Origin of the sequence: Maritalea mobilis (assembly GCF_019800885.1) — a bacterium.
Classification (GTDB): Bacteria; Pseudomonadota; Alphaproteobacteria; order Rhodobacterales; family Rhodobacteraceae; genus Roseibacterium; species Roseibacterium beibuensis.
On the sequence record NZ_JAHVKE010000001.1, the window covers coordinates 1,525,518 to 1,549,723 of the forward strand.

The window sequence follows — 24,206 nt, forward strand, 5'->3', positions numbered from 1 at the left end:
TGATCGCTTCAGGACACGCGCGAAAGATCCACCGACGTGCTCAAGGCGTCCACCAGTGGCTCCAGGGCCTCCTCGTAGTGACGCCAGCCTGCCACGGCATCCCGTCCGATGGGTTGCCGCGCCGTGGCAAAACTCAGCGTCTTGATCGCCCGATTGGCCGTCTCGGGCGACAGACAGGCGTCCTCCCAATCGAGGCCCGCGAACGCGATCAGCTTCCGGATTTCAGCCTCGGGCTGCGCAGTCAGCTCCTCATACTCGAGAACAAGCACACGATCTGGCAATTCCTCGGTCCAGAACTGCACCAAGGCATCGTGCAACCGGATATAGCGCCCCATTTGGGTCAGATCGTAGGCGTAGCGATGCAGCCCTTCCGGGAAAAAATTGCGCCAGATGGACAGGCCAACATCTCGCGGGTCACGGCGCAACACGACAAAACGCGCGCCCGGCAAGGCCCTCGCCGCATGGCCGATGCGCGAAAAGGTCGAGATCGCCTTGTCCGCGATGATGTCCGTCGGGCCGGTTCTACGACGCGCCGCGCGCAAATAGCGCTCTCCCGCCTCGGCGAATGCGCTGTCATCGGCCGCTCCGGCGCGCATCTGTTCGATGGCAGGGGCCAGCGCGCGGCCCAGGAACGGCAATTCGCCCGCGGCCGTGACACGAGAATGTGCCGCAAGGATCGTTTCGACGAGGGTCGTGCCCGACCTCGGCAGCCCCGTCACGAAGAGAACCGGGTCAGCGGGGCCATTGGTCTCCGCATCACGCAGATGCGTGTGCCAATCCTCGACCAGAAGGCGCGCTTCTGCCAGGTCCGCGTCGAAACCGTATGGAAAAGCCTGCGCTGCCAGTCGGTTGGCCCGGTCGAGATGCTCTGCGGCCTCCCCGTATCTCGCCAGATCATGCTTTGCCTTGGCCGCTGCGAAATTCAGCGTGCGGCGCGCCGCAGCGTCGAGGGACGGGTTGCCCAACTGCTCTTCCATCCGGGCAAGCAGGGGATCGTCGGCCGACAGTTTTTTTCCGTTCACATAGGCCCGGTACGCCTCTGCATGATCGGGCGCCGCGTCAATCGCTGCGCGCAAGTCCGTCTCTGCGCCGGAAAGATCGCCGGCGGTCTGCAACATCTGCGCGCGCTGGGTCAAAAGGAGGGGGTCTTTCGGTGCGTCGGACAAGGCGTCGTTCAAGAGCTGAAGGCCCGCGTCATGTTCGCCGGCAGTCTCAAGGTCCCAAGCCAGCCGCGATTTCAGTCGCTGCGGCTGCCCCCCCGCCTTGAGCGCGGCGGCAAGGCTTTTCCGCGCCTCTTCTGGTTTGCGCAACTCGGCCAACACGCCAGCGTGCGCCATCAGTGTTGGAATGTCGCGCGGAGAAAACTTCACCGCCTTTGCAGACCAGATGGCCGCGTCTTCGAACCGGCAACTTTCCCGGTAAAGACGTGCAAGATCTGCCGCCACGTTCAATCCCGCAACGGCCGCCTCTTCGAGCAGCTTCTCAGCCTGCTTGGGTCGTCCAGTGCGTGCAAGGGCGCGGGCCAGATCGGCCTTGTAGCTCGCGTTTTCCGGATCGCGGGACAGGGCCACCTTCAGTGCCTCCGCCGCAGCGGCCCAATGGCCCCGCGCCATGCGGGCCAGTCCCAGCGCATGCGCAGGCGCAGACGCTGCGGGCGCGGCCTTGAACAGGGCGATGGCGCGTTTCTCCGCCTCCTCCGGTTTTCCCTCCGAGAGAAGCCGCATGATGGGCTGCACATCCGAGGCCTGCCCCAAGAGAATGCCGGCCTTCGTGGCCTCGCGCTCCAGCTTCTTCCTCGCCCCGCCGCGCAGAACCCCGTGCAAAGCTTGCCATATGGCCGCTTCACGCGGCTTGGTCTGCAAGGCTTTGCGCAGATGCCGTTCCGCGCGGTCAAGCCGCCCGCTTTGCGCCTCGATCCGGCCCAGTTGAAACAGCACCTCGGCCTGTCGCGGCACCGCAAGCAGCAAGCGTTCGTAGATCGCCTGGGCCTCTACAACCTGGCCTGATTGCTGAAACTTCAGCGCGCGCTGGTAGAGCGGTGCGACTTCTTCTTTTCGTGGGGGCAACATGACGGTCAGGCCGACTGGCTCAGCCGCTCTTCCATCACGTCAAAGGGCACGCCCGGCGCATCCTTCGCGGCGCGAATCACCAACGACGTGCGCACGCTGGCGACGTTCGGCGCGGCGGTCAGTTCCTCGGTCAGGAAGCTCTGGAAGGTCGACAGATCCGGCGCCACGCATTTCAGGATGAAGTCGATCTCGCCGTTCAGCATGTGGCATTCCCGCACAAGGGGCCAACTGCGACAGCGGTCTTCGAAGGCCACGAGGTCCGCCTCGGCCTGGCTGTTCAGGCCCACCATGGCAAAGACCTGCACCTCGAAATCCAGCTGGCGGGGATCGACATCGGCATGGTATCCGCGGATGTAGCCCGCCTCTTCCAGCGTTCGCACACGGCGCAAACAGGGCGGTGCGGAGATGCCCACGCGCTTGGCCAACTCGACATTGGTCATCCGGCCATCTTCCTGCAATTCGGCAAGGATCTTGCGATCGATCGGGTCGAGTTTCGTGCTGGGCATGCCATCCCTTTCCGGCAGGTGCTCATTTCTTTTCTGCCAAGAATTTGTGCGTCTGCGCAATTTTATTTCACGCTTGCGCAACATATGGAATAGCCACCTGGAAGATGCAAGTCGCAACGCGGCGACACGCGCGCCCCTTTCATCGGCATGGTCGACTCTTTATATCGACGGCAACACCGATGAGGGGTGCGGCCTGCACCCCTCATGCCCCGAGATCAACGAACCCAAGGGGGTCCGCCATGCCAGACACACGTCACACCCGCGTTCTCATCATCGGCTCCGGCCCGGCCGGCTACACCGCAGCCGTCTATGCCAGCCGTGCCATGCTTGAACCCATCCTTGTCCAGGGCATCCAGCCGGGTGGCCAGTTGACCATCACCACCGAGGTCGAGAACTGGCCCGGCGACACGGAGGTGCAGGGCCCCGACCTGATGGTACGGATGGAGGAGCATGCACGCGCCATGGGCACCGAGATCATCTCGGACCACATCAGCAGCCTCGACCTGCAGAACCGCCCCTTCACGGCCATCGGCGACAGTGGCACGACCTACACCGCCGACGCAATCATTCTGGCGACCGGGGCACAGGCCAAATGGCTGGGCCTGCCGTCGGAAGAGCATTTCAAGGGGTTCGGCGTGTCGGCCTGCGCCACCTGTGACGGGTTCTTCTATCGCGGCAAGGAGGTCGTGGTGATCGGCGGCGGCAACACCGCCGTGGAAGAGGCGCTGTTCCTGACGAATTTCGCGTCGAAGGTCACGCTCATCCACCGTCGCGACGAATTGCGCGCCGAGAAGATCATGCAGGACCGCCTGTTCAAGAACCCCAAGGTCGAGCTGTTGTGGAACCACACGGTCGAAGAGGTCGTCGGCGCCGACAATCCGCGCGGGGTCGAAGGCGTGCGCGCCAGGAACGTCCAGACTGGTGAAATCACCGAGGTGCCCTGCGCGGGCTTTTTCGTGGCCATCGGCCATGCGCCGGCGACCGAGTTGGTCAAGGACCAGCTCGAGCTGCACAACGGCGGCTACGTGAAGGTCACCCCCGGCACCACACGCACCTCGATTCCCGGTGTCTTCGCTGCGGGCGACCTGACGGACCATGTCTATCGCCAAGCCGTGACCAGTGCCGGCATGGGCTGCATGGCCGCGCTTGATGCCGAGAAATGGCTGGCCGAACAGGAAGGGGAAACCACCACCGAGGCCGGGCCCTATGCCGCCGTCACGGACAAGGCCGAAGGCGAGGTCGGCGCGGCAGAGTAAGCCCGAACAGCGCCTTCAGATCCACGTTTCGCCCCGCCCGGACCGTCCGGGCGGGGCTTTTCTTTGGCCTGTTGACCGCCCCGTGGCTGCGGAAATTGGCCAATTTCGCCACAGCCCCTTTTCTGCGGCTGCGAAATGTGAGATGTGTTCATTGCTGAACACATATTGAGTCTCCTCGAATGCCCGCCGCGCCAAGCACGACCACCCTGCCGGAAGACGACCAGCTCTTCCGCCTCCTGCGCCAGCTCGACGCTGCGCCGGATGCATCGCAGCGCGCGACGGCGCAGGCGCTGGGGATCAGCCTCGGGCGGCTCAATGCGCAACTTCGGGCCGTGGCGGACGCTGGCTTCGTCAAGATCTCGGACCGGGCCGGGCCGGACAAGCGTCAGCGCTTCGCCTATGCCCTCACCTCTCGCGGGGCCGCCGAAAAGGCGCGCCTCACCGACCGTTTCCTCGCACGCAAACTTGCCGAGTACGACGCGCTCCATGCCGAACTGACCGGCGCCACGAGCGGACTTCTTTCTCTCAAACCCAGGATTCAGATGATGCAGAACCATCACGCACCCATTCAGGAACTCTACGTTTCGCCCGATAGCGCGCAGAAATTGAAGCGCGAAGCCGGCGACCTGCTGTCGTGGGATTTGACGCCGCGCCAGATTTGCGACCTTGAACTGTTGATGAACGGCGGCTTCAGCCCGCTCAAGGGCTTTCTCGGCAAGGAAGATTACGAGTCGGTCGTCGACAACATGCGCCTCGCCGATGGCACGCTCTGGCCGATGCCGATCACGCTCGATATCTCCGAGGATTTTGCGGCCAAGATCGAAGAAGGCCAGGACATCGCACTGCGCGACCAGGAAGGTGTGATCCTCGCGATCCTCTCCGTCAGCGACAAGTGGGTGCCGAACAAGGCCCACGAAGCCGAGAAGGTTTTCGGCGCTGACGATATCGCCCACCCGGCGGTGAACTATCTGCATCACACCGCTGGCCCCGTCTATCTGGGCGGCGCGATCACCGGCATCCAGCCGCCGGTCCATTATGATTTCCGCGCCCGCCGCGACACCCCGAACGAATTGCGCGCCTATTTCCGCAAGCTGGGCTGGCGCAAGGTCGTCGCCTTCCAGACGCGCAACCCGCTGCACCGCGCGCACCAGGAACTGACCTTCCGCGCCGCGAAAGAGGCTCAGGCCAACCTGCTGATCCACCCCGTCGTGGGTATGACCAAACCCGGCGATGTCGACCACTTCACCCGCGTGCGTTGCTATGAGGCGGTGCTCGATCAATACCCCAGCGCCACAACAACCATGTCGCTGTTGAACCTCGCCATGCGCATGGCCGGCCCGCGCGAAGCCGTCTGGCACGGGCTGATCCGCAAGAACCACGGCTGCACGCATTTCATCGTCGGTCGCGACCATGCCGGCCCCGGCAAGAACAGCGCGGGCGAGGATTTCTACGGCCCCTATGACGCGCAGGACCTGTTCCGTCAGCACCAGGAAGAAATCGGCATCGAAATGGTCGATTTCAAACACATGGTCTACGTTCAGGAACGCGCCCAGTACGAGCCCGCCGACGAGATCGAGGACAAGGATAACGTCACGATCCTCAACATCTCGGGCACGGAACTCCGTCGCCGCCTGCGCGAAGGGCTGGAAATCCCGGAATGGTTCTCCTTCCCCGAGGTGGTCAAGGAACTGCGCCGCACCTCACCGCCGCGCTCCAAGCAAGGCTTCACCGTGTTCTTCACCGGCCTCAGTGGCTCGGGCAAATCGACCATCGCCAACGCCATCATGGTCAAACTGATGGAAATGGGAGGTCGACCCGTTACGCTTCTCGACGGGGATGTCGTGCGCAAGCACCTGTCGTCCGAGCTTGGTTTCTCCAAGGAACACCGCGACATCAACATCCGCCGCATCGGCTATGTCGCCTCCGAGATCACCAAGAACGGCGGCATCGCGATCTGCGCACCGATCGCGCCGTATACCTCGACCCGCCGTGCCGTGCGCGAGATGATCGAAGCCTATGGCGCCTTCGTCGAAGTCCATGTCGCCACCAGCCTCGAGGAATGTGAACGCCGCGACCGCAAGGGCCTCTATGCGCTGGCGCGCGAGGGCAAGATCAAGGAGTTCACCGGCATCTCCGACCCCTACGAAGAGCCGAAGGAGCCCGAGCTGCGCGTCGACACCGAGGGGATGGATGTCGATTACTGCGCACAACAGGTGCTGTTGAAACTGGAATCCATGGGGCTGGTCGCAGGCTGATCCCGGCCCGGGTCATGAACCGAAAAGAGGCGCCAATGGCGCCTCTTTTTTCTTTTTCTGCTGGGTTTGTCAGCCGTCCGTGGGCGCTGCCTCGTCGGTCGGTGTCGCTTCGCTGGTGTCGGGCTGGGCGGCGGGCTCCGGGGCGGCTTCGGCGCCGTCGCCGGAGAGCAGGCCGTTTTCCCAATCGCCCTCGATCACTTCACCGCTGGCATAGCGCATCGTGCCCGCCCCCTGCCGGCGACCGTTCACGAACATGCCTTCATAGACGTCGCCATTCGAATAGGTGGCCGTCCCCATCCCGTTGATTTCGCCGTCATCCCACGCGCCGGTATAGGTAAACCCGTCGGGCATCGTCAGCGTGCCTTGGCCCTCGCGTTGCCCGGCCACGAACTGACCCTCGTAGACGGTGCCGTCGGCATAGGTCGCCACCCCCTGGCCATGGCGCAGCCCGTCTTCCCACGCGCCTTCATAGCGATAACCGTCGGGATGGCTCATCACGCCCTGCCCGTGCTGACGGGCATTCAGGAACTGCCCCTGGTAGACGAGGCCGTTTGCATAGCGCGCCGTGCCCGTCCCCTGGATCACACCATCGACCCACTCCCCCTCGTAGGAGGAGCCGTCAGGATAAGTGATCGTGCCCATGCCGTGCGCCAGGTCGTTGCGGAACAACCCTTCGTAGACCGAGCCATCGGGATAGGTCACCTGCCCGGTTCCGGCGATGCGTCCTTCGCGCCACTCGCCGGTGTATAAATAGCCATCGGCCCCGGTGAAGGTGCCCTGACCATGGCGGCGGTCATCGGCAAACGTGCCTTCGTAAACATCGCCATTGGCATAGGTCACGCGACCCTCGCCTTGCCGCTGACCGTTGACCAGCGTGCCGGTGTAGACGTCGCCATTGGGCTGGGTCAGCGTGCCTTCGCCGTTGATCTGGCCCTCGGCCCACTGGCCTTCGTAGACGACACCGTCCGCCATCTCCAACCGCCCGGTGCCCGATCGCTGACCGGCGACAAACTGGCCGGCGTAGACCGCGCCGTCGGGATAGGTGATCGTGCCCTCCCCTTCCTTCAGCCCGTTGGCCCACTGGCCCTCGTAGCGATACCCGTTCGGGCCGGTCATCACGCCTTGACCGTGATGCAGCGCGTTCAGGAATTGTCCGGTGTAGCTGACGCCGTTGGAATAATTCGCGGTGCCGGTCCCTTCGATCCGGCCCTCGACCCACTCGCCTTCGTAGGTGGAGCCATCGGCAAAGGTGATCGTTCCCTCGCCATTGGGTCGCCCGGCAAGGAACTGGCCTTCGTAGACCGAGCCATCGGGGAAACGGGCCACGCCCTGGCCGCGGATTTCTCCGTCGACCCATTCGCCGGTGTATTCATACCCGTTCGGCAGGCGGTAGGTGCCGGTGCCATGCTGCACGCCGTTGCGGAACTCGCCCTCGTAGATCCCGCCATTGTCATATTGCTGGATATCGACAGTGGCATCGCCATCCGCCTCCTGCGCCACGACCCCGGTCGCGACCATCGCCACGCCGAGGCCAGCCAGCATTCCTCGGACCCAATTCCCGCTCTGCACCTTGTGTGCCCCCCTGTTCCGGAGCCGGTTTCCCTTTTCGACGAACAAGTTAGGTGACGACCCGCCCGCGCGCAATGTCTTTCCCCGGCAGGTCCCGGCGATGGCTTGGCCCCGCGCATGGGTCTGCTATGAGAGGGGCGCGCGAGACGGACCGCAAAGGCAGGATGCACCCATGGCCGACAGATTTCGCCTGACGCTGGCACAGTTGAACCCCACGGTCGGCGATTTGCGGGCCAATGCCCGCATCGCCCGCGAGGTCTGGGAAACCGCCAAGGCGGCCGGTGCAGACATGATCGCCTTTCCCGAGATGTTCATCACCGGTTACCAGTTGCAGGACCTCGTCAAGAAACCGGCCTTCGCGATGGATGTGCAGCGCGTGCTGGAGGAGTTGGCGGCGGATTGCGCGGACGGCCCGGCCATCGGCATCGGCGGCCCCCTGCCCGGCGGAGCCAAGCCGTTCAACGCCTATTTCGTCCTGCAAGGCGGCAAGATCGACGCGACGGTCCTCAAGCATCACCTGCCGAACTACGCCGTGTTCGACGAGAAACGCTATTACTACGCGGGCGACCCGGCAGGCCCCGTGCGCGTCGGCCCAGTGCGGATCGGGATGCCGATCTGCGAGGATGCGTGGTTCGAGGATGTGACCGAGACACTGGCCGAGACCGGGGCCGAGATCCTGCTGGTGCCGAACGGCTCCCCGTACCACCGGGGCAAGATGGATATCCGTCAGGCACAGATGGTGGCCCGCGTGGTCGAAACCGGCCTGCCGCTGGTGTACCTCAACCTGCTGGGCGGACAGGACGACCAGATCTTTGACGGTGCGTCCTTCGTGCTGAACCCGCACGGGGTGCTGACGCACCAGATGCCCGCCTTCGAGCCCGCCCTGACCCATGTCGATTTCGAACACGGCCCCGAGGGATGGCTGGCCATCGAGGGCGAGAAGGCCCACCTGCCCGACGCGTGGGAGGCCGACTATCATGCGATGGTGCTGGCCTTGGGCGATTACATGCGCAAGGCGGGGTTCTCGAAAGCCGTCTTGGGCCTGTCGGGCGGCGTGGACTCGGCCCTGGTGGCCGCCATCGCGTCGGACGCCCTCGGCCCCGAGAACGTGCGCTGCGTGATGCTGCCCTCGAAATATACCTCGGACATGTCGCTGGAAGATGCCGGGGAAACCGCGCGGCGGCTTGGCTGCCAGCTCGATACCGTGTCGATCGCGGGGGCCCATGACGCGGTCGGCGATGCGCTATCGGACCTGTTCACTGGCCTCGCCCCGGACGTGACCGAGGAGAACATCCAATCCCGCCTGCGCGGAGTCATGCTGATGGCCATCTCGAACAAGTTCGGGGAAATGCTGCTGACGACCGGCAACAAGTCCGAGGTCGCCGTGGGCTATTCCACTATCTACGGCGACATGGCGGGCGGCTACAACCCGGTCAAGGACCTCTACAAGACCCGCGTTTTCGAGACCTGCCGCTGGCGCAACGCCAATCACCGCGACTGGATGGCCGGCCCCGCTGGCGAAGTCATCCCGCCCCGCGTCATCGACAAGCCCCCCACCGCCGAGCTGCGCGAGGATCAGAAGGACGAGGACAGCCTGCCGCCCTATGCCGATCTCGACGTGATGCTGGAAATGCTGATCGACAAGGAGGCCAGCGTCTCGGACGTGGTGGCCATGGGCTATGACCGGACGACCGTGAAGAAGATCGAAAGCCTGATCTACATCAACGAATACAAGCGTTTCCAGGCCGCCCCCGGCGCGCGCCTGACAGAGCGCGCCTTCTGGCTCGACCGGCGCTATCCCATCGTCAACCGCTGGCGCGACACGCTGGACGAATGAAAAAGGGCGCCCGGTCGGGCGCCCTTTCCATGTCGGATGCAGTCAGGTCAGTGCACGCTGACCGGCGTCATGTCGTTCTGGCGCGCGACCACGAAGGCCAGGTGCCGGTCCTTGACAAGGGCAAGCTGCTCGCCCGTCTCGGACCCGATTGCATAGATCTCTTCCAGCCCTTCGGCCTGCTCGCGCACTTCTCTCGGAAGGTCGGCAACGGCGACCTTGCGGATGTAAACGATGGGCCGACCCTGGGTTTCGGCAGCGGAATTGCGTTCATTCATGACATCACCCTTTCTTACTGGTCCGCCTTCGCGGTGTTGTTGATCCGGATCGTCTGTACCACGCTGTCGGGCACGGCACGTTTCAGGTCGATATGCAGAAGACCATGCTCCATCGAGGCACCGGCCACCTCGACCCCGTCGGCCATCACGAAGCTGCGTTGGAATTGCCGCGCCGCGATCCCCCGATGCAGGAAGACACGCGCGTCTTCATCCTCGCGCTGCTTGCCGCGGATCACCAACTGGCGGTCCTCGACGGTGATCGACAGGTCATTCTCGGCGAACCCGGCCACGGCCAGCGTGATGCGATAGGCGTTCTCGCCCCGCTGTTCGATATTGTAAGGCGGGTAGCCGTCATTGCCGGATTTCGCGGTGCGCTCCACCAGGCGTTCCAGCTGGTCGAACCCAAGAAGAAAAGGGTGCGACCCAAGGGTTAGTTTCGTCATCAGGCACATCCTTTGCACGAAAGCGATCTGCGGTCGGACACTGCCCCGGTCATCGGCGACAGCGTGCTCATGCAAAAATATGGGGTGTTCACCCACCCGGCGCAAGATGCCACGCCCTGCGCGACAGGCTTTGCGCCGGGCCGCTTTGCGTGTATCTTCGTCGGGCTGATCCCGCGCGCGACGGATCTGGGGGACGACCGATAAACATGAACGCACCCACCGAGATGAGCCACGAGGACGTTTTGCGCGTCAAACTCGAGGTTTTGCGCCGTGAGCACCGCGACCTGGACGACGCGATCGACGCCCTCCAGCAGGCGGTCAATCCAGACCAGCTGACCCTGCGCCGCCTGAAGAAGCAGAAGCTCGCCCTGAAGGACGAGATCTCGCGCATCGAGGACGAGTTGACGCCGGACATCATCGCCTGAGTTCCGATGGCGTCGACATGATGCCGATCCGTCCACCAAGCCTGAACCACCCGTTCTCTGCCGCATTGCGCCGCCCCCGCCCGTCGCTATAGTGCGCCGCTCAAGACGCAGGCGGATGGAGTGCGGCCTATGGCGAAGATCGAAGTGGGCATCATCATGGGCAGCCAGTCCGACTGGCCCACGATGAAGGAAGCGGCCGATATTCTCGACGCGCTGTCCGTCCCTTACGAGACACGGATCGTGTCGGCCCATCGCACCCCGGACCGCCTGTGGGACTACGGCAAGTCCGCCGCGGACCGTGGCCTGAAGGTGATCATTGCGGGCGCGGGCGGCGCGGCGCATCTGCCCGGCATGATGGCCTCGAAAACCCGCGTTCCCGTGATCGGCGTGCCGGTCCAGACAAAGGCGCTTTCGGGCGTGGATTCGCTCTATTCGATCGTCCAGATGCCACGCGGCTTTCCCGTGGCCACCATGGCCATCGGCGCGGCCGGGGCCTGCAACGCGGGGCTGATGGCCGCCGGAATCCTCGCCACCTCGGACCCCGACCTTGCCCAGCGCCTCGACCAGTGGCGCGCGGACCTGTCGGCCTCCATCCCCGAGGTGCCCAGCGATGACTGATCCGCTCCCCTCCGGCTCGACCATCGGTATCCTCGGCGGCGGTCAGTTGGGCCGGATGCTCGCCATGGCCGCCGCACGCCTTGGCTATCGCACGCATATTTTCGAGCCGGGCGCCGCCCCCGCCGCCGATGTCGCGCATGACTGGACGCAGGCGCCCTACGACGATGCCGAGGCGCTGGCCCGCTTCGCCGCCGCCTGCGATGTCATCACCTACGAGTTCGAGAACATCCCGGCCCCCGCGCTCGATATCCTCTCCGCCGACACCCCGCTCTTCCCGTCGCGGCGCGCGCTCGAGGTCAGCCAGGATCGGTTGACGGAAAAGACATTCCTCAAGGGTATCGACCTCCAGGTCGCCCCCTTCGCCGCCGTGACCGCCGCCGACGATCTGCCCGGCGCGCTGGCCGAAACTGGCGTGCCCGCCATCCTGAAAACCCGCCGCTTCGGCTATGACGGGAAGGGGCAGGCCCGCGTGATGGCCGAGGCCGAGGCCGAAGCCGCGCTGGCCAGCCTGCAAGGCGCCCCCGCGATCGCCGAGGGGTTCATCGACTTCTCGATGGAAATCAGCGTGATTGCCGCCCGCGCGCAGGATGGTTCCGTCTCGGCCTTCGACCCCGGCCAGAACGTCCACCGTTACGGCATCCTCGCCACGACCACGGTGCCCGCGCCCATCCCGGCATCGCTCAGAACCGATGCGGTGCTGCTTGCGTCACGGATCCTGACCGAACTGAATTACGTGGGCGTCATGGGGGTGGAGCTGTTCGTGACGCCAACAGGCCTTGTCGTGAACGAGATCGCCCCGCGCGTGCATAATTCCGGGCATTGGACACAGGCCGGATGCGCCGTCGACCAATTCGAACAACATATCCGCGCGGTGACCGGCTGGCCCCTCGGCAATGGCGAACGGCACGCCAATGTCGTGATGGAAAACCTGATCGGCGACGACGTGGACCGCGCGCCTGCACTGGCCGCGGAACCGGGCGTTCAGGTACACCTCTACGGCAAGGCCGAGACGCGCCCGGGCCGGAAAATGGGCCACGTCAATCGCGTCACCGGTCCGACCAACTAGCAGGTCGCTTTCAAGCCCCTTCATCTTGGCTAAAAAACTCCCGCGCGGAGCGCACAAGCGTCCCAAGGGGCTCGATGCCCCTTGGGACGCTTCACCGGGCGACGTCGAAGACGGCGCAACCGCTACTCGATGATCTCTTCAACCGCGTCGAGGAATTCCAAGTCGTGGTCGAAAGCGCCCTCGCGCAGGAAGGTCACCACCTCGGCGATGACCAGCGGGTTGTTCATCATGAAAGTATGCGTGACGGGCAGAACAATATGATCGGCCATCCCGGCGACCCGGGTCCGTTCGACGGCGACCTTGCCATCGTCCGGTCCGGGGATCAGGGCCGAATAGATCGGGTTCAGCGTGCGATCCCCCGCGATCACCCCAAGCTCGAAATCAACGTCCGGCAGCGACCGGGGCAAATCTTCTGCCCCCGTGCCAAGCTGCATCCCCGCCGGTCCGTTCATCCATTCGAAAGGTTCCAGTGGCCCCAGCACATCGACCAGTTCCGACCCGCCGTTCGGCGGCGCCAGCATGACCACGCGCCCCAGCCGGACGGGCCGGTGCAGCGACACCCAGTAGCGCAGCAGGATCCCCCCCATGGAGTGGGTCACGAAATGCACCCGATCCGCCCCGCATTGCGCCAGGGCCGGCAAAAGCGTCTGCGGCGCCAGTTCGGCAATCGAGGCGCGGGTCGATGGATAACCGCGGTTGATCACGCGGTAGCCCTCCGCCTCAAGCGCCTCCTGCATGACGATCAGCGACGCTTCCGTCCTCGCCAGCCCGTGCAAGAGCACGACGCAGTCCTCGGCCCGTGCCGGGATAGCGGCGGTGCAGAAAAACAGGAACAGGGCAAGACACCTCGGCATGGCCGAAAGATAAGGTATGTCCGCCCCCCCTGCGAGGGGGCTTGCCGCGAACGCAGCGTCATTGCAGGCTGGCGCGGATGTCACGCCCCAACAATCGCCCCCGCCTCGCCGTGCGCGGCCTTCTTCTGATCGAGGACCGGCTGCTGCTGGTCAACGCCTGGGGGGGCGGCAAATCCGATCTGCTCTGTGCCCCCGGCGGCGGGGTGGAGCCGCATTCTTCCCTGCATGACAACCTCATCCGCGAGTTCCACGAAGAAACCGGCCTGACGATAGAGGTCGGCGCCCCTTGCCTCGTGAACGAGTTCCACTCTCGCGCGCGGGATTTCCACCAGGTGGATGTCTATTTCCGGGTCCGGCTCGTCTCGGGCGACCCGTTCGCCCCCTGGACCGATCCCGAAGGCGTCGTCACTGACCGGATCCTGGCCACCCGGGCCGAGATGGCACGGCTGCGCTACAAGCCCGACATCCTGCCGGAGATCGCCTGGAGCGACGGCGTGGCCTACGATCCCCTCGAACCCCTCATCATGTGAACCGCGCCGAGGCCGTAGGCGATCCCACCGAGGGTCAGCGCCCCTGCGCCCAGCATCCGCAGCCTCAGGACTTCACCCAACAGGATCACGCCGGCAGCCGCCGCGATGACCGGGACCGAGAGTTGCACAAGCCCCGAGACCGAGGCCGCCATCTTGGGCAGCACCCCATACCAAAGCGCATAGCCCAGACCCGACGTGACCGCGCCTGAAATCGCAGCGAGTGCGAGGCCGTAGTCGGTCGGGGCCGCAGCCTCGGGCGAGGCAGGCAGCACCAGCACAGGCAGCAGGCAGAGCGGCGCGGCCCAGGCGAAATTCGCTGCCGTCTCGGCCAGGGGATCGGTCGCGCCCCGCCCGGCGAGGGAATAGACACCCCATCCAATTCCGGCGACCAGCATCGCGGCCGCGGCGATGGGCGGCACGCTGACGCTGCCCGCGGGCCAGATCAGCCACGCCAAGCCGCCAAGCGCCACGCCAGCCCCGATCCACCGGCGCACCGGTGGGCGGTCACCGCCCATCACGCCGCCCGCAAACATCGTGACCTGAACCGCCCCGAACAGGATCAACGCGCCCAGCCCCGCATCGATCTGAACATAGGCGATGGAGAAGCCCAGCAGGTAGAGCGTGAGGGCCCCCGCGCCGACGACGCGCCTTGCCTTCAGGACCGGAACACAGCGACGCCGGGCAAGGACCAGCGCGGACAGGACAAGCGCGCCGGACACGGCCCGCACGATCGCGAAGGACAGCGCGTCGATCTCGCCCGCGCCGACGGCGGCGCGATTGAGGATCGAGTTCGCGGCGAAGGCCAGCATGGCCAGCGTCACCAACGCGGAGAGGCGAAAGGCGCTCATGCGATCATCCGGGCTGCAAGGTCGCCGGCAAGCCACGTCACCTGCCCGCCCGCGATGGTCGCATAGACCTGCGACAGGTCGGGATCCGTCACCAGAAGATCGGCGCGCGCGCCCGGCGCAAGCCTGCCACGGTCGGTCAGCCCGATCATCGTAGCGGGATTGGCCGAAACCAGCGCCCAGGCCTCTGGCAGGGACCAGCCGAGCGAGACCAGCTTGCGCGCCGCGGTGAACGGGGCCGGGTAGTAATAGTCCGAGCACAAGGCATCGCAAAGCCCGTCCTGCACCAACTCCAGCGCCGAGACGGATTTCTTCTTGTGGCTGCCGCCGCGCACCACGTTGGGCGCGCCAAGGATCACGGGATCGCCCGCCTCGGCCGGAGGGCGGGCCATGGGAAACTCGGCAATTAGCGCGCCCATCTCGCGCCAGGCCGCGCGCTCTTCGGCGGTCATGTCGTCATGGCTGCCCATTCGGATACCCCGCCGCGCCAGCTCCGCACAGAAGGCCGGCAGCTTGGCGCGGATCTCGGGCAGCGCTTCATGCATGGATTGCATCAGCACGCGGTGTTCCTCGGGGGAGCGACCGGATTTCAGCGCCTGCCCCTGCAAGGACGGCGGGCGTTTGCCGCTGGCCAAGGCCTCATGCGGCAGATGATCGTTGAAGACGACGAAAGGAATCGTGTGTTGGTCGATGAAGGCCAGGACCTCGTCGGTCTCCCTCATGCAGCCCAACTCAAGGCGTAGCTGGTAGATCAGGTCGGCGCGGGCGGGATGCACGCGCAGCGCATCGGCCAGCCGTTTGGCGAAATCGGGGGCCCGCATGCCCCCCTCCCATGACCAGTATTGCGCGAGAACGGCAGTGGTGATGCCGTTGGCCGCCAATTCCGCCTCAAGCCCCCTCAGACCGGGGCCGAGATCCCCGACCAGGCCACGACGCGGCGCGACATGGCGTTCGAACCCGTCACCATGCAGGTCCACGATCCCCGGCAGGATCAGGTAGCCGGACAGGTCGATGCGGCGGGGTTGCAGCGCCTCGGTGATCCATCCATCGGACATCGACAGCGCGCCGGTTGCGACGCCATCGGGCATCAGCACCTGGGCGTTTTCGAAGGTGAGGCACGGGCGGGTCATGCCCGCCCAATGCGCGATTCCACCGACGAAGGAAAGCCCCTAGCCCACCGGCACGGGGCCTGCCCCGTCCTCTCCATCGCCGCCGCCGGTCTTGCGCGCCCGGTACGAGTTCACCAAAGCCCCAAGGCCGAACAGCGCCAGCGCCATCACGAAGAGCCATCCCAGGAACGGGATCAACGCAAGCAGTCCAGCAACCACGGCCCCCAACGCGGCCAAGCCGATCTTGGGCAAGGCGCTATCGGGCATGACGTTGCCCAGCCGCAGCCAGATCGCCACGCCAAGCACGTAGGAGCCAAGCACATACCCCCCGTAGGCCAGCGCCGCGCCGATCAGGAAAGCGGCGGGCAAAAGCGGCAGGCCAAACACCGTAAAGGCAAGAACCACCCCCGCGCCCCAGATCAGCGAGAGCGCCCCGAACCCCCATGCCAGGCTGCGTCCGGGTTCGGCCAAGGCCCGTTCCCGCCAGCGGACGACCCGCCCGGGGACAAAGAAGATCGCGACAGCCGCGATGGCCGCAACCAGCAAAACGCTGAAGGCAAAGCCCCGGATCGCGGCAAGCCAAGCGGCCCTGCGCAGGTCGCGCATCGATGGCCCGACATCGCTGTCCCACGCCTCCAGATCGCGGATTTCGACACGGTCAGGCGGCGCGACGCTCTCGGGGATGGCCGGGGCATCGCCGTCTTCCACGTAGAGGATGACCTGCCCGTCAACCCTGGCCCCCTCGCGGAAATCGACCTCGCGCACTGTCATCATGACGTCGCCCGCGATGGCGGCATCGAGGTCCAACTCGTCGGCTGCAAGAATGACCGACCCCGCGATGTCGCCCGACAGGCTGAGATCCGAGGCAAAGGCGCGCAGGTTGCGGGCCAGGCTGCCATCGATCTCGACCTCGGCGCCGAAAACCGACAGCGGCCCGTCAAAGGCCCCATCAAGGCTGATCTCGTAGCCAGCAGCATAGAGCGCGCCCGCAACCGGGGCCTCGACGCTCAGTCGCCGTCCGGCCATATGGGCCGCACCCGAGACAGGGGCAGACAGGGTGATTTCCTCGCCAGCGGCGAAAAGATCGCCGGTGGTCTCATCGTCGATCTCGTAATCTCCGCCGGCGATATAGCGATCGTCGGCAAAGACCGTCGTTGAAACATCATCCTCCTGCGCCGCGGTCGCCACTGGCATCATGACCAGGGCAACGAGGAGGGCTGTTATCGCTTTTGCGGGCATCCTGAACCTCCGGGGATTAAGCAAAGCACGGCCATGCCGCGGCCCCGGGCTTTCAGACAGAAGAGGCCATCGTCGTGGCCGGCCAGCACAGACCCTCAGGGTGAACCGAATCGGACCGTGTCGCGAAGACCCGCCTCAAGATGCCGGCCGACAGGCGGATCGCCGCCTAGGCTTTGTCATAGGCATGGGGGATCTGCATCGCCACATCGGCCTCGGCCAAGCCATCCTCGATCCCGGTCTGCCAAAGCGCCGCCGCAGAGCGAAGGCTGGCGGCATCGACGCCAAGCTCCTCGGCGACCCGCTGAAAGATCGCGTTGTCCTTGGACACACCCGAGATCGGGAACCCCACGCCCTCATCCTGCCCCAGCATCTTGGGCAAACGGGCGGTCAGCATCGGGGTGCCCGCCGGTCCCTTGGCCACGATGCCCAGTGCGGTCTCGAACGGCAGGCCGGCGCGTTTCGCGATACGCATCATCTCGGCCAGCGTGGCGAAATAGCCTTGGAGGACACCGTTGTTCACCACCTTCATGACAAGGCCCGTTCCAAGTGGCCCGACATGGGCAAGCTTGTCGGAGAGGACGCCGCCGATGGCTGCGAACCGCTCGGCCGCCTCAGCCGTACCGCCCACGAAAATCCCGCATTGCCCCGCGGCCACCAGTTCAGGGCCGCCCGAGATCGGCGCGTCGAGGATCATGGCCCCTTTCTCGGCAAAACCGGCGGCGCGCGATTGAACCTGCAGCGGCGATACGGTCGAGGTCTCGACGATCAGCTTCCCGTCCAGGGGCAGGTCCAGAAGCGCATCCAGCACCGCGGCGACGGCCGCATCGTCAAAGAGCGACAAGATCACAGTGTCCGATCCGGCCACCAGATCGGCCAGTGTCTCGGCCCGGGCGATCCCGAGCTCCCGGGCGCGGTCCGCGGTCAGGCCGGAGCGCGTCCAGCCCGCCACCGCATGCCCCTGCCCCGCTAGCCGCGCGGCAATGGCCGATCCCATGCGGCCAAGCCCGATAACGCCGATCCGATCCATCAGTTTTCCCCCTGTTTCCGCAATGCTGGCAGGCCGATGCCGGTGCTTTCGAACCCGCCGTCCGTCGAGATCAACTGCCCGGTCACGTAGCTGGCCTTGTCCGAACAGAGGAAGGCGATGACATTGGCGATCTCCTCTTCCGAGCCGTAGCGATTGAGCGGGATGGCATCGTGATAGGCGTCGATGATCTCTTGTGTATGCACCGCCATGGCCAGCTTCGTGCGCACCGGCCCCGGCGCGACGCAATTGGCACGAATGCCGTATTCACCCAGTTCCGCCGCCTGCTGCTGGGTCAAGTGGATCACGGCGGCCTTCGAGGTGCCGTAGGCCACGCGCAGGGTCGAGGCGCGCAGCCCCGAGATCGACGCGATGTTCACGATGGCGCCGCGGGTTTCCTTCAGATGCGGGATGGCCGCTTGCGAACACAGGAACACCCCGTCGAGATTGGTTTCCATCACGGTGCGCCAGCGGGCGAAACTCGTGTCCTCGATCGGTCCGAAATCGGCCACGCCCGCGTTGTTCACAAGGCAATCGACGCGCCCGAAGCGCTGGATCGTTTCGGCCATGATCGCGTCGACCTGCTCGGGGATCGACACGTCGTAAGGAAGCGGCAGGACGTTGTCCAACCCGTCTGCGGCACGCTCAAGCTCCGCGGAATCGCGGTCGACCATGGCAACGGACAGCCCTTCGGCAAGGAACAGCCTGGTGGTGGCCAGACCGATTCCCCTCGCCGCGCCGGTCACGATAGCGGTCTTGGTCTCTGACACGTTCAACACCTCCCCTTTGCCTCGCCGGACGCTAGTGCCGCGCGCGAAGGAAGGAAAGGTCCCCCAGGAATGACAAAGGCCCGCACGATGGCGGGCCTTTGCTTATCTGCTTGCGGGGGCAGGATTACATCATGCCGCCCATGCCGCCCATGTCGGGCATGCCGCCACCGGCGCCTGCGCCTTCTTTCTGCGGCTTGTCGGCAACCATGGCCTCGGTGGTGATCAGCAGACCAGCAACCGATGCGGCGTCTTCCAGGGCGGTGCGGACCACCTTGGCGGGGTCGATGACACCGAACTTGAACATGTCGCCGTACTCTTCCGACTGGGCGTTGAAGCCGAAGGAGGTGTCGTCGCTTTCGCGGATCTTGCCGGCCACGACCGACCCGTCGACGCCTGCGTTCTCGGCGATCTGGCGCAGCGGAGCTTCCAGCGCACGGCGCACGATGGCGATACCGGCGTTCTGGTCGCTGTTCTCACCCGAGACACCTTCGAGCGACTTGGCACCCTGCACGAGCGCCACGCCACCGCCGACCACGATGCCTTCCTGAACGGCGGCACGGGTTGCGTTCAGCGCGTCGTCGACGCGGTCCTTGCGCTCTTTCACTTCGACCTCGGTCATGCCGCCAACGCGGATGACAGCCACACCGCCGGCCAGCTTGGCGACGCGTTCCTGCAGCTTTTCACGGTCGTAGTCCGAGGTGGTTTCCTCGATCTGCTGACGGATCTGGGCAACGCGTGCCTCGATCTCGGCCTTCTCGCCATGACCGTCGACGATGGTCGTCTCGTCCTTGGTGATCTGGACCTTCTTGGCGGTGCCAAGCATGTCCATGGTCACGTTCTCGAGCTTCATGCCGAGATCTTCCGAGATCACCTGACCGCCGGTCAGGATCGCGATGTCCTGCAGCATGGCCTTGCGGCGATCGCCGAAGCCCGGTGCCTTGACGGCAGCGATCTTGAGTCCGCCGCGCAGCTTGTTCACCACGAGGGTGGCCAGCGCTTCGCCTTCGACGTCCTCGGCGATGATCAGCAGCGGCTTCTGCGACTGGATCACCGACTCGAGCAGCGGCACCATCGGCTGCAGCGACGAGAGCTTCTTCTCGTGCAGCAGGATCATGCAGTCTTCCAACTCGGCGACCATCTTGTCGGGGTTGGTCACGAAGTAAGGCGACAGGTAGCCACGGTCGAACTGCATGCCTTCGACGACCTCGGTCTCGGTCTCCAGGCCCTTGTTCTCTTCGACGGTGATGACGCCGTCATTGCCGACCTTCTGCATCGCGTCCGCGATCTGGCGGCCGATTTCCTTCTCGCCGTTGGCCGAGATGGTGCCGACCTGGGCGACTTCGTCGCTGTCGGCGACTTCGCGGGCCTGCGCCTTGATGTGGTCGATGACCTTGGCAACGGCGAGGTCGATGCCGCGCTTGAGGTCCATCGGGTTCATGCCGGCGGCGACCGACTTCATGCCTTCCTTGACGATGGCCTGGGCCAGGACCGTCGCGGTGGTGGTGCCGTCACCGGCTTCGTCATTGGTGCGGCTGGCCACTTCCTTGACCATCTGCGCGCCCATGTTCTCGAACTTGTCCTCGAGCTCGATTTCCTTGGCGACCGAAACACCGTCCTTGGTGATGCGGGGTGCGCCGAAGCTTTTCTCGATGACGACGTTGCGGCCTTTGGGGCCGAGGGTGACCTTCACCGCGTCGGCGAGGATGTTGACGCCTTTGAGCATGCGGTTGCGGGCATCGGTGTCGAATTTGACGTCCTTAGCAGCCATTTGGGGCTCTCCTTGGAATAGGGTTGAATGCTTGGAATGGGACCGGGCGCAGGCGCGCCCTCACGCTCAGGCGATGATGCCGAGGATGTCCGATTCCTTCATGATCAGCAGTTCTTCACCGTCGACGGTGACCTCGGTGCCCGACCACTTGCCGAACAGGACGCGGTCGCCCTCTTTCACGGCCATCGCGATCAGCTCGCCGGAATCCTTGCGGGCGCCTTCGCCACAAGCGATCACTTCGCCCTCGGCGGGCTTTTCCTTGGCGCTGTCGGGGATGATCAGACCGCCCTTGGTCTTCTCGTCGCTTTCCACACGGCGGACCAGAACACGGTCATGCAGCGGTTTGAATGCCATCTGTCGAACTCTCCTCTGGGTTCGGTTGTTCCCTCGTTAGCACTCTCTCGATGCGAGTGCTAACGGCGCGGAGATAAGGAGGGGTCCCTGCCCTGTCAACAACCGCGTGATCGACACTTCCAAAAATTTTCCGAAACCACGAGCGCGGCGCAGACGGGCGAGGCACAGGTTCGCCTTGCAACGCAGACAACACCCGTGACTCCGACCGCACGCTTTGCTAAGCGGCGCGCGACCGAGCGCAATTACCGCCGAAAGGGATGTTTCGCCATGACCACGCTAGTCTTCGGGCACAAATCGCCTGACACCGATTCCACCGGCTCGCCCATCATCTGGGCCTGGTACCTGAACGAGGTGAAGGGCGGCAACGCCGAAGCCGTCCTGCTGGGAGAGCCCAACACCGAGGCCGCCTTCATGCTGGAAAAGTGGGACCTGCCCAAGCCCCGCATCATCGAGGGCGTCGAGGCCGGCCAGCCTGTCGTGATCGTCGACACCAACAACCCCGCCGAACTGCCCGACGCCGTGAACGACGCCGATATCAGGGCGATCATCGACCATCACAAGCTGGTTGGCGGGCTGGAAACGAAGGGCCCGATCGATATCCGCATCGAGCCGCTGGCCTGCACCGCGACCATCATGCACAAGATGATCGGCGATGACATGGCGCAGGCCCCGGCCTGGGTGAAGGGCGCGATGCTGTCGTGCATCCTGTCGGACACGCTGGAATTCCGCAGCCCTACCACCACGCAGGAAGACCGCGCCATTGCCGAAGCACTGGCCGCAGACCTTGGTGTCGAGATCCCCGCCTATGCCTCGGAAATGTTCGCGGCCAAGTCGGACGTGTCGGCCTTTTCCGATGCCGATCTTCTGCGCATGGACAGCAAGGAATACGAGGTCGGCGGCAAGAAATTCCGCGTCAGCGTTCTGGAGACGACCTCGCCCGAGACCGTGCTTTCGCGCAAGGACAGCCTGATGGAGACCATGCCCAAGGTCGCCGAAGAAGATGGCGTCGATCAGGTGCTGCTGTTCATCGTCGACATCCTGAACGAGGAATCGACCATGCTTCTGCCCAATGACCTGACCCGCCAGGTGGCTGAGAAGAGCTTTGCCACCGTTTGCGGTGACGGCGACACGGTCGTCCTGCCGGGTGTTGTCAGCCGCAAGAAGCAGATCATCCCGAACCTCGCCGTCTGATCGGCAGGCCAAGGCCAAGGCCGGTTTCGGCCCATCGCAGAGGCGGCTTCGGTCGCCTCTTGTCGTTTGAGGGATTCCGCGCGACGCTCGGACTCTGCCGGGGACGCACAAGACCCGGTCGGACAGCCCTGTAACAGGGCGGTCACGATCCGGCGCTAGTCCTGCGGCATCGTTCCGACAGGAGGTATCCCATGCCCTTTCATCTCAACCGCCGCGCGTTCCTCGCCTCGACCGCAGGCTTCATCGCACTGCACCCGTTCTCGGCCCGCGCGCAGGCCGGTCAGGCGCATCTGCGCATCATGGAAACGACCGACGTGCACGTGCACGTGTTTCCCTACGACTACTACGGCGATCGGCCCGTCGACACGGTGGGCCTGGCCCGCACGGCCAGCCTGATCCAGGGCATCCGCGACGAGGCCACCAACTCGATCCTCCTGGACAACGGGGATTTCCTTCAGGGCAACCCGATGGGCGACTACATGGCCTATGAGCGCGGCATGTCCGAAGGCGACAGCCACCCGATCATCTCGGCCATGAACACGCTCGGCTTCGACGCCTCGACGCTCGGCAATCACGAGTTCAATTACGGCCTGAACTTCCTGATGAATTCGCTGGCCGGTGCCGGCTTCCCGGTGGTCTGCGCCAACGTCGCCTCCGAGATGGGCGCCAGCCCGACCGAGGACACCACGCTGGTGCCGCCCTATGTCATCCTCGACCGCGAGTTGACCGATGGCGCGGGCGAGACGCACCCGATCCGCATCGGCATCATCGGTTTCGTCCCGCCGCAGATCATGACCTGGGACCGCCGCCACCTCGAAGGCAACGTGATGGCGCGTGACATCGTCGACACCGCCCGCGCCTATATCCCGCAGATGCGCGAGGAGGGGGCCGAGATCATCATCGCGCTCAGCCATTCGGGCATCGGCGAAGCGGATCACATGGACGGGATGGAAAACGCCAGCATCCCGCTGGCCGCCGTCGACGGGATCGACGCCGTTCTGACCGGCCACCATCACCGCGTCTTCCCCGGCCCCGATTATGCGGAAACCCCCGGCGTCGACGCCGAGGCCGGCACGATCATGGGCAAGCCCGCCGTCATGGCCGGGTTCTGGGGCAGCCACATGGGCCTTGTCGACCTGATGCTGGAGCGTGACGGCAACAGCTGGCGCATCGCCAGCCACATGTCCGAAGCGCGGCCCATCTACCGCCGCGAGGAAGACCGCTCGATCACGCCGCTGGTCGAAAGCGTGCCTGCCGTGCTCGCCGCGGCACAGGCCGAACACGACGCGACGCTGGAATATGTCCGCCGCGCCGTCGGCGAAACGGACGCGCCGCTGCACAGCTATTTCGCGCTGGTGGCCGATGATCCCTCGGTCCAGATCGTGTCGAACGCGCAGACCTGGTATATTGAGCAGATGATGATCGGCACCGAGCATGAAGGCCTTCCGATCCTGTCCGCCGCCGCCCCCTTCAAGGCCGGTGGCCGCGGTGGTCCGGAATATTACACCGAGGTGCAGCCCGGCCCCATCGCGATCAAGAACGTGGCCGACCTCTACCTCTATCCCAACACGGTGCGCGCGGTCCGCATCACCGGGGCCGAGGTGCGCGAATGGCTGGAGCGGTCTGCCGGCATGTTCAACCAGATCACCCCCGGAGAGGCCGACCAGGTCCTGCTGAACCCCGACTTCCCGTCCTACAATTTCGACGTGATCGACGGGGTCAGCTACCAGATCGATCTGAGCCAACCCAACCGCTACAACAATGACGGCGAGGTGGTGAACCCGGATGCCCATCGCATCGTGAACCTGATGTTCGAGGGCGCGCCGATCGACCCCGAGCAGGAATTCATCGTCGCCACCAACAATTACCGCGCGGGTGGCGGCGGCAGTTTCCCCGGCGCCAGCCCAGAAACCGTGATCTTCGAAGGGCCCGACACCAACCGCGACGTGATCGTGCGTTACATCGTGGAACAAGGCACGGTCAGCCCCTCGGCCGACGCCAACTGGACCTTCGCCCCGATGGAAGGCACCACCGTCCTGTTCGACACCGGCCCCGCGGCGGAAACCTATATCGACAGCGTCGAGGGCGTGACGATCGAGCCGGCAGGCGATGGCCCGGATGGCTTCGCCCGCTATCGCATCACGCTCTGAAACCAAGGGTGGGCGGAGGCTCCGCCGCCCACCCTATCCCCTCGTCCTGACCA

22 protein-coding genes are annotated in these 24,206 nt (G+C 65.0%); 9 read left to right on the plus strand and 13 right to left on the minus strand.

Annotated features, from left to right (window positions below; translation table 11 throughout):
- Positions 1-8: 8 nt before the first annotated feature.
- Positions 9-2,069: a tetratricopeptide repeat-containing sulfotransferase family protein gene (locus KUV65_RS07370; protein WP_222188962.1), complete on the minus strand. Its 2,061-nt coding sequence runs from the start codon at positions 2,067-2,069 to the stop codon at positions 9-11.
- A 5-nt stretch (positions 2,070-2,074) separates the two neighbouring features.
- Positions 2,075-2,575: an Lrp/AsnC family transcriptional regulator gene (locus KUV65_RS07375; protein WP_222188964.1), complete on the minus strand. Its 501-nt coding sequence runs from the start codon at positions 2,573-2,575 to the stop codon at positions 2,075-2,077.
- 239 nt (positions 2,576-2,814) lie between these two features.
- On the opposite strand from KUV65_RS07375, the gene trxB reads away from it, so the two are divergent.
- On the plus strand, positions 2,815-3,831 hold the full coding sequence (gene trxB / locus KUV65_RS07380) for a thioredoxin-disulfide reductase (protein WP_222188966.1): 1,017 nt from the start codon (positions 2,815-2,817) through the stop codon (positions 3,829-3,831).
- Between the two features lie 179 nt (positions 3,832-4,010).
- Entirely contained in the window at positions 4,011-6,086 is a 2,076-nt protein-coding gene (locus KUV65_RS07385) for a bifunctional sulfate adenylyltransferase/adenylylsulfate kinase (RefSeq protein WP_222188968.1), read from the plus strand.
- Positions 6,087-6,155: 69 nt separating this feature from the next.
- On the opposite strand, the gene KUV65_RS07390 is transcribed toward KUV65_RS07385, so the two are convergent.
- Complete coding sequence (locus KUV65_RS07390; RefSeq protein WP_222188970.1) at positions 6,156-7,628, minus strand: MORN repeat-containing protein; 1,473 nt, start codon at positions 7,626-7,628, stop codon at positions 6,156-6,158.
- A 199-nt stretch (positions 7,629-7,827) separates the two neighbouring features.
- On the opposite strand from KUV65_RS07390, the gene KUV65_RS07395 reads away from it, so the two are divergent.
- The gene (locus KUV65_RS07395; RefSeq protein ID WP_222188972.1) at positions 7,828-9,492 is read left to right on the plus strand and encodes an NAD+ synthase; all 1,665 of its coding nucleotides are present in this window, start codon (positions 7,828-7,830) and stop codon (positions 9,490-9,492) included.
- Positions 9,493-9,539: 47 nt separating this feature from the next.
- Here the strand turns inward: KUV65_RS07395 and KUV65_RS07400 are convergent, their stop codons facing one another.
- A complete protein-coding gene (locus KUV65_RS07400; RefSeq protein ID WP_222188974.1) occupies positions 9,540-9,767 on the minus strand; it encodes a DUF1150 family protein in 228 nt (75 codons plus the stop codon).
- 14 nt (positions 9,768-9,781) lie between these two features.
- Positions 9,782-10,210: an Hsp20 family protein gene (locus KUV65_RS07405; protein WP_222188984.1), complete on the minus strand. Its 429-nt coding sequence runs from the start codon at positions 10,208-10,210 to the stop codon at positions 9,782-9,784.
- Positions 10,211-10,434: 224 nt separating this feature from the next.
- Here KUV65_RS07405 and KUV65_RS07410 point away from each other — a divergent pair, with 224 nt between their 5' ends.
- The 3 genes from KUV65_RS07410 (at position 10,435) to KUV65_RS07420 (ending at position 12,319) form a co-directional block, all read left to right on the plus strand.
- The gene (locus tag KUV65_RS07410) at positions 10,435-10,635 is read left to right on the plus strand and encodes a YdcH family protein (RefSeq protein ID WP_222189662.1); all 201 of its coding nucleotides are present in this window, start codon (positions 10,435-10,437) and stop codon (positions 10,633-10,635) included.
- Positions 10,636-10,764: 129 nt separating this feature from the next.
- Entirely contained in the window at positions 10,765-11,253 is a 489-nt protein-coding gene (purE, locus tag KUV65_RS07415; protein ID WP_222188986.1) for a 5-(carboxyamino)imidazole ribonucleotide mutase, read from the plus strand.
- A complete protein-coding gene (locus KUV65_RS07420; RefSeq protein WP_222188988.1) occupies positions 11,246-12,319 on the plus strand; it encodes a 5-(carboxyamino)imidazole ribonucleotide synthase in 1,074 nt (357 codons plus the stop codon). Before purE ends, KUV65_RS07420 begins: the two co-directional genes overlap by 8 nt.
- A gap of 122 nt (positions 12,320-12,441) precedes the next feature.
- Here KUV65_RS07420 and KUV65_RS07425 read toward each other — a convergent pair whose 3' ends face one another.
- Positions 12,442-13,173 (minus strand): alpha/beta fold hydrolase, encoded by a 732-nt coding sequence (locus KUV65_RS07425; protein WP_222188990.1) that lies wholly within the window; start codon positions 13,171-13,173, stop codon positions 12,442-12,444.
- A gap of 77 nt (positions 13,174-13,250) precedes the next feature.
- Here KUV65_RS07425 and KUV65_RS07430 point away from each other — a divergent pair, with 77 nt between their 5' ends.
- Positions 13,251-13,703: an NUDIX domain-containing protein gene (locus tag KUV65_RS07430; protein ID WP_222188992.1), complete on the plus strand. Its 453-nt coding sequence runs from the start codon at positions 13,251-13,253 to the stop codon at positions 13,701-13,703.
- On the opposite strand, the gene KUV65_RS07435 is transcribed toward KUV65_RS07430, so the two are convergent.
- The 7 genes from KUV65_RS07435 to groES form a co-directional block, all read right to left on the minus strand.
- Positions 13,673-14,551, minus strand: a complete 879-nt coding sequence (locus KUV65_RS07435) for a DMT family transporter (RefSeq protein ID WP_222188994.1) — start codon at positions 14,549-14,551, stop codon at positions 13,673-13,675. The genes KUV65_RS07430 and KUV65_RS07435 overlap by 31 nt on opposite strands.
- A complete protein-coding gene (locus tag KUV65_RS07440; protein WP_222188996.1) occupies positions 14,548-15,678 on the minus strand; it encodes an alpha-D-ribose 1-methylphosphonate 5-triphosphate diphosphatase in 1,131 nt (376 codons plus the stop codon). The genes KUV65_RS07435 and KUV65_RS07440 overlap by 4 nt, the downstream gene beginning before the upstream one ends.
- A gap of 39 nt (positions 15,679-15,717) precedes the next feature.
- Positions 15,718-16,896 carry a hypothetical protein gene (locus KUV65_RS07445; protein WP_222188998.1) on the minus strand — a complete coding sequence of 393 codons (1,179 nt, stop codon included), beginning with the start codon at positions 16,894-16,896 and terminating at the stop codon, positions 15,718-15,720.
- 166 nt (positions 16,897-17,062) lie between these two features.
- Positions 17,063-17,923: an NAD(P)-dependent oxidoreductase gene (locus KUV65_RS07450; protein WP_222189000.1), complete on the minus strand. Its 861-nt coding sequence runs from the start codon at positions 17,921-17,923 to the stop codon at positions 17,063-17,065.
- Complete coding sequence (locus KUV65_RS07455; RefSeq protein WP_222189002.1) at positions 17,923-18,696, minus strand: SDR family NAD(P)-dependent oxidoreductase; 774 nt, start codon at positions 18,694-18,696, stop codon at positions 17,923-17,925. The genes KUV65_RS07450 and KUV65_RS07455 overlap by 1 nt, the downstream gene beginning before the upstream one ends.
- 118 nt (positions 18,697-18,814) lie before the next feature.
- Entirely contained in the window at positions 18,815-20,458 is a 1,644-nt protein-coding gene (groL, locus tag KUV65_RS07460) for a chaperonin GroEL (RefSeq protein ID WP_222189004.1), read from the minus strand.
- A gap of 66 nt (positions 20,459-20,524) precedes the next feature.
- The gene (groES, locus tag KUV65_RS07465) at positions 20,525-20,812 is read right to left on the minus strand and encodes a co-chaperone GroES (protein ID WP_222189006.1); all 288 of its coding nucleotides are present in this window, start codon (positions 20,810-20,812) and stop codon (positions 20,525-20,527) included.
- A gap of 267 nt (positions 20,813-21,079) precedes the next feature.
- Between groES and KUV65_RS07470 the strand changes: the two genes are divergently transcribed.
- Both KUV65_RS07470 and KUV65_RS07475 read left to right on the plus strand, forming a co-directional pair.
- Entirely contained in the window at positions 21,080-22,003 is a 924-nt protein-coding gene (locus KUV65_RS07470) for a manganese-dependent inorganic pyrophosphatase (protein ID WP_222189008.1), read from the plus strand.
- A gap of 191 nt (positions 22,004-22,194) precedes the next feature.
- The gene (locus KUV65_RS07475) at positions 22,195-24,153 is read left to right on the plus strand and encodes a bifunctional 2',3'-cyclic-nucleotide 2'-phosphodiesterase/3'-nucleotidase (RefSeq protein ID WP_222189010.1); all 1,959 of its coding nucleotides are present in this window, start codon (positions 22,195-22,197) and stop codon (positions 24,151-24,153) included.
- Positions 24,154-24,206: the final 53 nt, after the last annotated feature.